At 40.3% G+C, this 12,682-nt stretch carries 13 protein-coding genes; 8 read left to right on the top strand and 5 right to left on the bottom strand.

Annotation, left to right across the window (positions count from 1 at the left end; all coding sequences use genetic code 11):
* Positions 1 to 1,164: 1,164 nt before the first annotated feature.
* The 6 genes from ACH0QE_RS17270 to ACH0QE_RS17245 all read left to right on the top strand — a co-directional run bounded on the left by ACH0QE_RS17270 (position 1,165) and on the right by ACH0QE_RS17245 (position 4,895).
* A complete protein-coding gene (locus ACH0QE_RS17270) occupies positions 1,165 to 1,590 on the top strand; it encodes an acyl-CoA thioesterase (RefSeq protein ID WP_415801814.1) in 426 nt (141 codons plus the stop codon).
* Positions 1,591 to 1,687: 97 nt separating this feature from the next.
* Positions 1,688 to 2,341 (top strand): NAD(P)H-dependent oxidoreductase, encoded by a 654-nt coding sequence (locus tag ACH0QE_RS17265; RefSeq protein WP_415801812.1) that lies wholly within the window; start codon positions 1,688 to 1,690, stop codon positions 2,339 to 2,341.
* A gap of 73 nt (positions 2,342 to 2,414) precedes the next feature.
* On the top strand, positions 2,415 to 3,194 hold the full coding sequence (locus ACH0QE_RS17260; protein ID WP_415801810.1) for a nitroreductase family protein: 780 nt from the start codon (positions 2,415 to 2,417) through the stop codon (positions 3,192 to 3,194).
* Positions 3,195 to 3,344: 150 nt separating this feature from the next.
* On the top strand, positions 3,345 to 3,902 hold the full coding sequence (locus ACH0QE_RS17255; RefSeq protein ID WP_415801808.1) for a thioredoxin family protein: 558 nt from the start codon (positions 3,345 to 3,347) through the stop codon (positions 3,900 to 3,902).
* 192 nt (positions 3,903 to 4,094) lie between these two features.
* A complete protein-coding gene (locus tag ACH0QE_RS17250) occupies positions 4,095 to 4,538 on the top strand; it encodes a PH domain-containing protein (RefSeq protein WP_415801807.1) in 444 nt (147 codons plus the stop codon).
* Between the two features lie 174 nt (positions 4,539 to 4,712).
* A complete protein-coding gene (locus ACH0QE_RS17245) occupies positions 4,713 to 4,895 on the top strand; it encodes a hypothetical protein (RefSeq protein ID WP_415801805.1) in 183 nt (60 codons plus the stop codon).
* 165 nt (positions 4,896 to 5,060) lie between these two features.
* Here the strand turns inward: ACH0QE_RS17245 and ACH0QE_RS17240 are convergent, their stop codons facing one another.
* The 4 genes from ACH0QE_RS17240 to ACH0QE_RS17225 form a co-directional block, all read right to left on the bottom strand.
* Complete coding sequence (locus ACH0QE_RS17240; RefSeq protein WP_415801803.1) at positions 5,061 to 6,110, bottom strand: amidohydrolase family protein; 1,050 nt, start codon at positions 6,108 to 6,110, stop codon at positions 5,061 to 5,063.
* 244 nt (positions 6,111 to 6,354) lie between these two features.
* Positions 6,355 to 7,635 carry an MFS transporter gene (locus tag ACH0QE_RS17235; protein WP_415801801.1) on the bottom strand — a complete coding sequence of 427 codons (1,281 nt, stop codon included), beginning with the start codon at positions 7,633 to 7,635 and terminating at the stop codon, positions 6,355 to 6,357.
* A 697-nt stretch (positions 7,636 to 8,332) separates the two neighbouring features.
* Complete coding sequence (locus tag ACH0QE_RS17230; RefSeq protein WP_415801800.1) at positions 8,333 to 9,745, bottom strand: alpha/beta hydrolase family protein; 1,413 nt, start codon at positions 9,743 to 9,745, stop codon at positions 8,333 to 8,335.
* A 54-nt stretch (positions 9,746 to 9,799) separates the two neighbouring features.
* Positions 9,800 to 10,159, bottom strand: coding sequence for a hypothetical protein (locus ACH0QE_RS17225; protein ID WP_415801799.1), 360 nt, complete (start codon positions 10,157 to 10,159; stop codon positions 9,800 to 9,802).
* 208 nt (positions 10,160 to 10,367) lie between these two features.
* On the opposite strand from ACH0QE_RS17225, the gene ACH0QE_RS17220 reads away from it, so the two are divergent.
* Both ACH0QE_RS17220 and ACH0QE_RS17215 read left to right on the top strand, forming a co-directional pair.
* Positions 10,368 to 11,177 (top strand): cupin domain-containing protein, encoded by an 810-nt coding sequence (locus ACH0QE_RS17220; protein WP_415801813.1) that lies wholly within the window; start codon positions 10,368 to 10,370, stop codon positions 11,175 to 11,177.
* Between the two features lie 171 nt (positions 11,178 to 11,348).
* Positions 11,349 to 11,750, top strand: coding sequence for a hypothetical protein (locus ACH0QE_RS17215; protein ID WP_415801798.1), 402 nt, complete (start codon positions 11,349 to 11,351; stop codon positions 11,748 to 11,750).
* A gap of 131 nt (positions 11,751 to 11,881) precedes the next feature.
* On the opposite strand, the gene ACH0QE_RS17210 is transcribed toward ACH0QE_RS17215, so the two are convergent.
* Positions 11,882 to 12,682: STAS domain-containing protein (locus tag ACH0QE_RS17210; RefSeq protein WP_415801797.1), on the bottom strand; the 801-nt coding region annotated here is incomplete at its 5' end.

The raw sequence follows: 12,682 nt of genomic DNA, 5'->3' as shown, positions 1-12,682 counted from the left end.
ATTGAATGAAAAAAGAATACGATATTGGGCGAATGATTTTTGGAGGTGCGAAATGGAGAGCTATTCTACCCAAAGCATCATTGTTCTTGGTACGGCGATACTGGTTGTAGGTGCTTTTTTTGTCTTCATCGGGGAGTATAGGAAACTCGGGGAAATCGCAGCTGAAGCTTAGGGGAAGAATGGGGACGTATCTAAGGAGCATGGGGACGTATCTTATGCTTCTATCTTCTTCATGAAATTTCACATCGAAGCTTAAGAAATCGCTGCATATTAAGTGAGGAAGGCGATACTTCTAGCTGCTTATTTATCCAAAATGCGTCTCAAGAACTAATCCTCTGTCTCATATAAAGTAACAGCGAAGTCCCAGGGGGCTTCGCTGTTTCTGTTTCATCAATCCGAATGAGACACAAAAACGTTCCCATTTTGTTTCCTTGTGACAGCTTTCAGGATGCAAAGCCCAAAGCTGTCAAGAAAACGTGGTTATTGTGACAGCTTTCAAGGTGCATAGCTCAAAGCTGTCAAGAAAAAGCAGTTATTGTGACAGCTTTCAGGGTGCGGAGCCCAAAGTTGTCAAGAAAACGTGGTTATTGTGACAGCTTTCAGGGTGCAGGAACTCAAAGCTGTCAAGAAAAAGCAGTTATTATGACAAGTTTCAGGGTGCGAAGACCAAAGCTGTCAAGAAAACGTGGTTATTGTGACAGCTTTCAGGGTGCGAAGCCCAAAGCTGTCAAGAAAAAGCAGTTATTATGACAAGTTTCAGGGTGCGAAGACCAAAGTTGTCAAGAAAAAGCAGTTATTGTGACAGCTTTCAGGGTGCAGAGCCCAAAGCTGTCAAGAAAACGTGGTTATTGTGACAGGTTTCAGGGTGCAGAGCCCAAAGCTGTCAAGAAAACGTGGTTATTGTGACAGCTTTCAAGGTGCATAGCTGAAAGCTGTCAAGAAAAAGCAGTTATTATGACAGGTTTTAAGGTGCAGAGCCCAAACCTGTCATGAAAGTGTTAATGATGACGGTTTAGTGCTGTTGAACAGCTAAAAATAAAGAGGCAGCCTAACTCCAAGATATGTAGTAAAGATATGTGAAGAAGGATTTATTGCTCAAGGTGTTGAAGAATGTATCTAGCAGAAAATGACTCTAGAAGCATAGAGGCAGGAGGAATGTTGGTGATGCAGGTGAGACCGGAATATGAAGATTTTCCATTAAAGGCATATGACAAGATCAGGTATGCAGACACTGATCGTCAAGGACATGTAAATAACGCACTGTTTTCAACCTTCCTGGAAACGGGAAGAACGGAGCTGCTATATGCAAATGAGCCGCTGCATGCTGAAAACGCCTCGTTCGTCATAGCGAGTCTAAAGCTGGACTTACTTTCCGAAATAAGGTGGCCTGGAACAGTGGAAATCGGCAGCGCAATTACAAGAGTTGGCAACAGTTCTTTTTCATTATTTCAAGGAATCTATCAAAATGGAAAGCTTGCTGCAGTGGCAGAAACCGTCATCGTGCAAATGGACGACCACACTAGAAGATCTACGCCCCTTTCATCTGAAACAAAAGAGAGATTAAAAGAATATTTAGTTGAAGTTCAATAAAATAATCATAATCGAAACGCGAAGACGATTTCAGTGTTATAGACAGCGAAACCGTCCTAGAGGGAAACAAAAAGTAAATAAGTAAGGGGATTAGAAAATGAATGTTCTCATCGTATTTGCCCATCCGGACGGACAATCATTGAACGGCGCACTGAAAGACATAACGGTTGGAATCCTGGAACAGAATGGCCATAAGGTAGAAGTATCAGACCTTTATGAAAAGAAATTTAAAGCAATTGCAGATAAAGACGATTTCCTTGTGCTTAAAAATCCAAAGCGTTTCAATTATATTTCTGAACAATACCATGCACTGATAAATAATACCTTTGCAGCTGACATTGTCGAAGAGCAAAGATTAGTAACCTGGGCGGATTTAATCATTTTTCAATATCCGATGTGGTGGACAGATGCCCCAGCAATATTGAAGGGGTGGTTTGATCGAGTTTTCTCGTACAGCTTTGCCTACGGTCCAGGCCGTTATGAAGAAGGGAACTTGAAAGGGAAAATGGCCATCGTATCTTTGACTCATGGAGCAGAGGATCTGTCGGAGTATGGAGAAACCGGAATAAAAGGCAAAATCGAAGAGCGTTTGTTCAATATTCAGCACGAGAAGCTTTACTTTTGTGGAATGACCGTCTTAGAACCTTTCCTGTTCCCAGCAGGTGCAGATGAGGAGACGAGACTGCAGCATATCGAAGATTGGAAGAAACGGCTGGCGGGCTTAAAGGACGAAATAATGATAGATATATAATTATGTCCCGATGAATAAGTGTGTAATCGAGAGCCGTCCCATTGTCTATAACCGAAATTTAGGAGTGATGGTTTTGGAATTGAATAATGTGATCCATGGGCACCGATCCATTCGAGAATATGAAGATAGGGAAGTTAGCCAAGAGCTACTAGACCGGATTTTAGAGGCGGGTATTCGAGCCTCATCAAGCGGCAATATGCAAACATATTCGATCATCGTCACGAAAGATAAGGAACTTAAGGGAAAATTATACAATGCTCATATGGAGCAATCGATGGTTGTTGATGCGCCTATTCTTTTAACGTTTTGTGCTGATTTTAATAGAATGCGGAAATGGCTTGCACTCAACGATGCACCTGTCCATTTTGATAATTACATGAGCTTCATGATCGGGGCCATTGATGCAACCTTGGCCTCGCAAAACTGTGCTTTAGCAGCTGAAAATGAGGGACTGGGCATTTGCTATATGGGCTCTACACTTGCGAATTGTGATCAAATTGGTGAGCTGCTTAACTTACCGCCAAATGTCGTACCCGTTGTTGGTTTTTCATTAGGATATCCAGCAGAAAACCCTGCCCTGCGTGACCGGCTGCCAATGCATGGACTTGTTCACTACGATCAGTATCGTGATTATTCGGATGAAGATATACTGGAAAGCTACAAAGATCGAAACGAAAAAGGATGGAACCGCTACATGGCCGTCCCAAAACTTAAAGAAATGACGGAAGAATTGGGATTAAAGAATCTTGCTCAAATTTATACCAAAGCAAAGTATACTAAGGAATCGCATCAGGAATTTTCACAGACGGTGCTGAAGTATTTAGAGAGACAAAACTTTATGAATAATGAATGAAGGAAAGATTATGATGCCCATGATTGATAACGGGATTATACATCCCCATAGTCATTTATTGGTATCCGGTCAGGTTTAAAGTAAGTATTGCCGTCACAAGCCTGTGTTACATTACCAGAAGGATTTTACATAGAAATGAGGGAGTCATTTATGAAAACAGAACAACAGTATTTTGAAGAGGGAAAATCAATTCAAACTTATATGAATGAAATGGGCACATTAAAAGAGGAAAGTTTTGCTGTTTATGAACAATTTCAACTCCCGGCAGATGGATTTGCTGAAGAGTTAAAACAAAATAAACTTCATTTCCTAACGATTACCGAAGATTGGTGTGGAGATGCCATGATGATTAATCCTGTTATCCGCAAATTAGCTGAGGCTGCAGATATTGAAATGCGCGTCGCCTTACGAGATGCAGATACAGATTTGATTGATCGTCACTTAACGAACGGTGGACGTGCCATTCCAATGGTTTTAATCTTTGATAATCAAGGGAATCTACTTGGAAAGTGGGGACCTCGGGCACCCAAAGCTCAGCAAATCGTCGATGAAGTTCGGGCTGCATTGCCACCAAAAGAGGATCCTTCCTTTGCGGAGAAACAAAAAGAAGCCTTTGGTTCTTTAAGAAAAAGGTATACAGAGGATCCAGTTCTTTGGTCAGATGTTTATGACAGTTTTAAGGAGACGGTATTAGCTATTATGAAGTAGGGTTTGCTGCAGAGTTGATTTTGGTACTCGTTAAAAAGAGAATATCTTAGGGCAAAATGTCACCAATGAGCGGTGACATTTTTTTATTGAACGAAGACGAAGGTGCAGTTTAGTGGAACAATATGAAACCATGAGTTTTTTGAAACGTATTTAATTGAAAGACAATATTTATATTGGAGGAGATATAACTTCATGGTTTTTCGTTCAAAAGTAGATACATTTTTTATCAACTTTATTTTGGTTGCAGTGCTCGTTATTGCTTTAGCATCATTCTTTCCATTATTCATTGAAGGCGGCACTCAATTAACAGTGGTTCTAATTCTTAGTTCAACATTCCTTGTTGTGATAGGTTTTATTTTATGGACTGCTTTTTCAGTTAAGTATATTTTCTATAATGATTTTTTACTCATAAAAGGCGGGCCATTTAGAAGTAAAATTCTTTATGAAAATATAACAAAGGTAACACCTACAACTGATATTTTTACAGGATATAGAATATTGTCATCGAGAGATGCGCTCGAAATCTTCAATAAAACAACAGTTTTCGGAAGTATAAAAATTTCCCCAAAAGCGAAAAGAGAGTTTATTACTGAATTGAAAAAAAGATGTCCCAACGCAAAAATACAAGATTGTTAGAGTACCGGGTGCGTTTGCCAAACAAAGCCGCCCCTTGTCCAAGTTAAGGGCAGGTTAGTGGAACATAAAGGTGCTCCTTGAATATTGTTTGCAACTTTGAAATACTTCAAGCGGCAGTTACAAGAAACCACCTTTTATTCAAGGAGAGTAATAATGATAAAAGGGGGAACCCACATGAAGCTTTGGAAAGAGTTGAATTATAAGGAGAAAGCAGCAAGGTCGTTTTTCGCAACTTGCATCTTTGCATTACTTATCTTAATACCAAACTATCCTATCGGTATTTATTTGGGAGTAATGGCATTTAGTTGTTCAAGTACAGCGCATTATCTGATTAAACATTATAAAAATTATTCTTAAATTAAATGGGGCGATTCCTGGGTATGGAACCGCCCTTGTTTGGAAGCACGCGAAGCACGGTGACGTACCCAGTGCTTCTTTTCGACTGATTAATTTTGGGAGCATCAGGTACGTCCCTATGCTTCTAGAATGAAATGTGAGATCCGTCCCTGTGTCGCATTGTTCCTACCTGTTTTTTTCTAAGGAGAAAATGAGTTCATTTGCTTGCCGTTTATTTAGACGATAACGCTTATCTTTTATGTTAAGTTGTTTGGTTAAATTTTTAATTTCTTTAATCTGATAATCTGTTGGCGGCTGTTCTTCTATTAATTTTCTATAGTTCTCTGATGCAACCATAGCCGCTGTTTCTGGAGATAACAGATCAATTAATTCATACATCGCTTTATAAGAATTTTCTAATCCAATATCGTACCCGGAATCTGAGCCTAATAAGAAGCGATCGGGATATTTTTCAATCAACGGTACAAAATCTTCTAGGTCTTGTTCGCTGCCTTTATGATATCGTGAAAACCCTGCGTAAAAATCAATATAGAGATTATCATATTGTTTTAAAAGTGAATTTAAATTTCCAGGAGAATTATATACATTTCCGTGTGCGAAGATAAAGGTTGTTTTTGGATGGTTCTTTAACGCTGTCTTAAGGGAATTGATAGGTACCCCATTTGGAGGATCGATATGCAGCAAAATAGGAACTTTATATTCACCAGCAAGATGATAAATTTCGGGTAATACACCATCGTATGGGTGTTTAGCCTTCCATTGTACATTCGCAAATGGCGAATAAGTAGAAGCTGCCAAAATTTCCCCGATGTTCAAGTAACCCTGCTCTAATTTTTCCTTTACAAGTTCAACCCCGTTTTCATCTTTATTTAGAGGGATTCCCGCAAAAGAAGGAATGATATAATCGGTGTATTTTTTATAATACTTCCAAGTTAAACGATCGGATTGAACAGCAGATGGTTCTGATATATCTCCGAATAATACGGTCTGGTCAATTCCATAAGTATCCCAAACATTCATATAAGAACCGTAATCCTGTATTCTTTTCTCATTACTATCTACTAAATGTACGTCGTGACTATGCACATCAATCATAGGCAGCTCTTTATATACGTCAATCAAATCTAGGCCATCCTCTTTTTGTTCGCGCATTTTTATTATTTCAAGACGAAGATTAGGGTCTCTAGTAAAATCGGTAACTGCTACAATTTTCACGGAATTATCCAGGAGGAAAAATAAAACGCAAAGAAATATTAATAGACTTATTATTAAGGTGATTCTCTTAATGGTAACTCCCCCCTTTGCCACTTTCTCAGGATACCACAAATTGGATATGAATAGATGTTGTGTGGGGAACAACCAAGCGGTCCACTCTAGTAAACATCCAGCCCATTTATGGATTTACCCAAGTCCGGGTAGCCATGTTCTTTAAATTTAGGCGAAAAAAGGATGCATCTCCTTATTTTAAACGGGAAGATTCTGCTTCTACCGATTCGGGCTGACGCATTTCCTTAATAGTACTCACTCCAAACAAGCCAATTAGAGAAAAGATGACTGGAATGATGAAGCCATAAACATATCCTTCAGTCATACTGCCTGAAACAGACTGAAAATGATCCAATACTTTTCCGAAAAATCCTGGCAGTAAAACAGCACTTAGAAATCCACCGGTATTCGCAAATCCAGATACAATGCCAGATTCCCTCATAGGAAAGGATTGACGAACGACAGCAAAAGTTAAGGCGCTTGCTCCAAATCCAAAGCCGATGATAAAGAAAAGCAAAATGAGCATGAAAAGTGGAGGATTCCCTTTAAATAAAAGGAAAGCAGACCAGCTTGTTAAAATAATAAAATGAACAATGACATAAGGACGCTTAATGGTTCCAAGCCGACTTGAAATCCAACTGGTTAGCGGGGCCCCTATGAGTGCCCCTATAAGACCAACCATTATTAGTTGACTGGCATCTGATCGAGTCAGATCATACATATTCATCCCATAGGGCACTGCCCATGAACTAATAAATCCCACATAGCCGCCAACAACACCAAAATGACAGAAGAATAAAGCCCATGCCTGCCGATTCAAAACGATTCCTTTCAGTAACATCGAAATGTTTTGATGTTGAACTTCATCTTTTACAGTTACCGATTCATTAGGAAATAGTTGTCTTGGTTCCTTTACCAGTACAATATAAAGGAGAATTCCGGATAAACATAACGCTATGCCCGCTGAAAAAAATGCCGCCCTCCAACCAAGTAAATCAATCCAAGCGGAGAAAGGAACAGTCGCCAGGAGGAATCCAAGACTTCCCGTCATTCCCGCGAAACCAATTAATCGAACGAATTCCTTTACTTTAAACCATTGGCCTAAAATCAAAACCAAATTGACCCAAATAGTCGCATCTCCAATTCCCGTAAGTATTCTGGCAAAAAACAAGACAACCTCATGTGTCCCAAGACTATAAATGATGGTGCCTAACCCAGTAACGATTGCCCCTATGATTAGAAAAAAATTAGGCCCAAACCGATCAGCCAAAATCCCCATTGGAATTTGTAAACTAGTATAAACAAAGAATTGCATACTCGTCAGTAACCCGATCGTTGTCGCCGTTACATGAAAATCCTTCATCACCTGCTCTGTAATCAATCCCGGAGCTGTACGCTGGCTCGACATTAATAAGTAAGTTAACAATACGGAAAAAAATACAACCCACCGAAACCTGCTATTTTGTTTGTCCAATGATTTCTACTCCCGTTTGCTTTTAGACTATATATATGGATATTCAGCACCGGTAATGATAACTTGCTGAAGCACTAAACATCTTCACGTTCTCTTTTTACGGGCAGTGCGATAAAAGTGTTTCTTTTCAACTTATTCATTCTGGGACCATAAGGTACGTCCCTATGCTTCCAAAGAAAATGCGGTTATTGTGACAGCTTTCAGGTTGCAGAGCCCAAAGCTGTCAAGAAAAAGCGGTTATTGTGACAGCTTTCAGGTTGCAGAGCCCAAAGCTGTCAAGAAAACGCGGTTATTGTGACAGCTTTCAGGATGCAGAGCTCAAAGCTGTCAAGAAAAAGCAGTTATTGTGACAGCTTTCAGGATGCAGAGCCCAAAGCTGTCAAGAAAGAGCAGTTATTGTGACAGCTTTCAGGTTGCAGAGCTCAAAGCTGTCAAGAAAAAGCAGTTATTGTGACAGCTTTCAGGTTGCAAGGACCAAAGCTGTCAAGAAAACGCGGTTATTGTGACAGCTTTCAGGATGCAGAGCCCAAAGTTGTCAAGAAAACGGGGTTATTGTGACAGCTTTCAGGATGCAGAGCCCAAAGTTGTCAAGAAAAAGCAGAACGAGACATGGGAACCGTCCCCATGTCTCCCCATGTCTCGTGAACCTGTGCCGAAAAAATCGCCTGGAAGAAACTCCAGACGATTTTTTTTATTATCATTTTAAATATTGTTCCAAAAAGTCAAGTACGGCCCGGTAGCCTTTTATCCTGTTTTCTTTTTTCAGAAACCCGTGTCCTTCATCAGGGAAGACGATATATTCCACTGGTACATTGTTCTTTTCTAATGCGGCCACGATTTCGTCGGACTCGACCTTCAGGACACGCGGGTCATTCGCTCCCTGCAAAACAATCATCGGCTTTTTGATTTTGTCAGCATGGAACAATGGAGAGATGCTCCGGATGTATTCTGTCTGTGTATATGGGTTTCCGATTTTTTTGTAAAGGGCATCACGGAAACTTTCCCACCAGGCCGGAATGCTTTTCAGCGTGCGTTCCCAGTTTGAGACTCCAAAGATATCCACCCCGACATTGAACTCATCAGGTCTGAAAGCCAGCGCGGCAAGAACCATATAGCCACCGTAGCTTCCGCCAATGATGCCGATCTTTTCTCCATCAATATCAGCCTGTCCCCGCAGAAAGTTTTTGGCCTGGATGCAATCCTCAAGGTCAATTTCCCCATGCTTCAGGTCGGCGGCGCTAAAGAAGGTTTTGCCGTATCCTGAACTGCCGCGGTTATTTACTGCCAAAACAGCATAGCCGTTATTGGCCAGGTATTGGAACAGCGGATTGTAATCAGTTCTTGACTGCCCGCCAGGACCTCCGTGGACATAGACAAGTGCCGGAGCCTTTTCGCCTGCCTTCACGTTTGGCCGGTAATAAATTGCCGGAATCTCCAATCCATCAAAGGAAGGGTAGCGAATTACTTCCGCGTCCGCCAAGTCATCTTGGCTAACCTCGGGATTAAGGGTATGTGTGAGCTGTTTTAATTGAGATGTCCCAAGCTCGTAGCTATATAAATTCGTGGGCGAATTCGGGCCGTTAAACAAGAAGGTCATCAGACTCTCATCCGCCGAAAATTTCAAGTCCAAAATTTGTCCTTCCGGAAGTTGTGGCAAGTCCAGATAATCTCCAGTGCCCACATGAAGAACCTTCACGACAGTACTTGCATCCTGATTAACCCCATAAACCATATAAGTATTCTGTTTGGAGAAGCGTGTGAACATGATATCCCAATTTTCCTTCACAACATCCTCTGTTACACCTGTAGAAATATGATGCTTTTTCAGATATACGAATTCCTCATTTTCATCAGCAAGGAAATAAAGGTTCTCGGAATTCCTGCAGAATGCTTGTGGGATGTTCTGGATATCCCCTTCATGCGGTGTGGCATGCAAAACCTTCTCCGTTTGCCGGTCAAAAATGTACACATTGGAATCATTGGCATTGTTCACTTTTCCTAAGGAAATAAACCGCTTATTCAGAGAGATTGACCCAAATTCATATCCTTCATCATTCGTAAAAATACAAGTAGGTTCAAAAGTGGCAATATCCATTTCATAGACGTCCATGTAACTAGGATTCCGCTTATTGGACCCGTAGAAAAAGCTTTTTCCGTCCTGACTCTAGCCGTAAAATTGCGCACGCTCCTGCTCCCCTGGAGTGAGGTCAACCTCTTCGCCATTCTCATTCTTCACATAAATATGTAAGATTTCATTCCCACCCTTATCGCTTAAAAATAAAAAGCGATCATCATCGGGAAAGTAGCCTGCGACAAGAACTGCATTTTCCTCAGAATGCGTCAGCTGTGTCCTCACACCGTCTTCAACCGACACACAATACGCGTTATAAATCCCTGTCTTATCTCCTGAAAACAAAACTTTGCTTCCATCAGACGAAATCGAATTACCTGTAATCGATTCTGATCCATAAAACTGTTGGATCGTGTAGCGCTTCACTTCCGTAGCCTTACTCTCTTTAACCATAACTTTTTCCATCTCCTTTCCATTAGATTAAGAATTCGCTAAATACCTGTAAAAACCTTTTAAATGATGCTGCGACAAGGGTGCGAAGGGGAAGCGCATTAGCATTTACTTAATGTCGAGTCTGGTTAAGACGCGACAACCGTCACTGTGTCTCTACCCATACCAATTGCATAGGATATTCTGATGAACTCGGGAGGGATTGAAAAAAGTGTACTATGTTCCAAATGGTTATTTTAATCAATATTATGGACCGAATTATTACGATGGAAGACAGTCTGGTCATTGGGCTTATCCTTATGGATCGCAGCAAGTCAACGGTTTTCATGCTTTCCGCTATCCTAACGGGAATGGGATGATTCCTTTAGCGGATTATGGACCGAATCCATATGTGGTCAATATCAATGAAGCGACTAAACAAAACAACACGTACCGTACGGCTTTATGGACAGCAACACATTTACAGGTCACGTTAATGAGCATCGAGGTTGGCGGTGATATCGGTTTGGAAATGCATCCTGCTGTTGATCAATTTTTACGGATCGAACAAGGCCAAGGGATTGTTCAGATGGGCCAGAGCAAAGATAACCTAACCTTTCAAAGTCCAGTCGTTGACGATTCTGCCATCATGATTCCAGCCGGAACATGGCATAATGTGACCAATACCGGTAATACTCCGTTAAAGCTATACTCCATCTATGCGCCTCCTAACCATCCATTCGGAACCGTCCACGTGACAAAAGCCGATGCCATGGCCAGTGAAGGCGGAACGAACGGCAATGGAAATACGGTTGTTTTTGGCAGGACTCCAGATCAATGGGTACAGCATACGGAATATTTAGTGCAGGAAGGATTAGAGGACGTTAAAAGAAGAATCAACGCTACACATATTCTTCAAGAATTTATTCTAATGGGAGTGCTGGTAGGAAAGGGATGCACTCCTGAAAAGGCATACGAAACAGTAGAAGAATGGGAGCGTTCGGGGAAATCCAAACTGCTTCAGCAGAGTAAGAATATGTAGGGATGAGACATGTAAGAAGCAAAGGGTATGCCCTTTGCTTCTTACAGATTTCTTTAAGTTACCATTAGTATAGGAATCAAAAGATAGGAAAAAATAACTTCGGTTTTCTTTTCTATTTCGTTTTAAACTTCTGGACATGCTAGTTAATTATTTACAAAGGAGAAGTGGACAATGGAAATAATTGAGTGGAACGTGGATGATATTGAACAAACAGTAGATTCTTTAGATGATTTTACTTTAGCTAATAACCTAATTAATACAATCACAAGTGAGGATTTTGATACGGATGAAATTAAGACTAAAGATGCTATTGCAGTATGTAAAATGAAATTATTTGGAGAGTATAACGCTTTGCTTGTCAGAGACATGGAAGAGTATTTATCAGATTCGGAAGTGTATGTACTAACTTGGGATGGAGAAGCATCAGACGGAGGGGATATGTTTAAGTTAAATGCCTACGGATTAGAAAAATCATTGACGGGACTATATTTGGAGGTTCGAGTGGAGAATAAAGAACAAGGTGATACGTCAACTACTGTTGAAAAAATCAATATCGCTGCAACATGTTTTTGACGGTACATAAATATAAAAAGGTATACAAGAAAGAGGATAGACATTGCGCTATCCTCTTTAATGCTTCTTGATTCAACAATGGGACAAGAGAACTGTCCCTTGGCTCCCATCGAATAGTCTTTATCCTATAATTAAAGATAATTTTTTAATGTCTCTTTAAGAGTCCCTCTTGTTTCTGTATCTTTTTCAAAAAGAATCCCTCCATGGACCATTTTTCTTACAAGGTCCGGTCGGAGTCCGGTCAGAATGGCTTTGCAACCCATCATGGCCACTCCAGTCAGGATTTTTTGAAAGTAGTCGATAACATCCTTATCCATCATGGCTACACCGGATAGGTCGATCACTAAGTTTAGGAACCTTGTGTTAGCTATTTCGTTTAACACTTTCTCTTCAATGATTCTAACCCTAAAGGAGTCAATAGTGCCAATTAGAGGCAGAACAGAAACAGTCTCACTTACTGGAATAATTGGGACAGACAAATGTTCAACCATTTCTCTTTGCTTATGGAGCATTTGATCTTTATATTTTGAGTAACTGAGAAAGAAACTATTAAGAAATTGGTCTAGTTGTTCATTTATGAATTCTTCCATTTCATAAAAATCCTTTTTTCCATCAGTCAGGTTCTTTTCTTCATCAATGTCACCAATTATCTGCCAAAAAGTTCTCCTGATTGCTTGAACCCATTCTAATTTTAATGACAGAGTTAGAGAATGTCCTGCCCAGGCAATTCCCTCCTCCTCAGCAAAAGCGATTAGATCTTTATCATTTTGATCAATGATGAAGAAGATTAATTTCCTGGCATTTTTTAATAGGTCAATGTTTCCTTTTTCTAAGATTTCAGTGATTTTCCCCGAAACATTAACTGCTTGAGAGAGTAAATTCTCTTCAAATATATTTCCATGATCGTTAAAGTAAATTTTGATTTCTTCTCT

This window comes from Mesobacillus sp., from assembly GCF_047739415.1.
Taxonomy (GTDB): domain Bacteria; phylum Bacillota; class Bacilli; order Bacillales; family Cytobacillaceae; genus Mesobacillus.
Note: the sequence above shows the minus strand (reverse complement) of the source record. Positions and strands in the feature narration are given on the sequence as shown.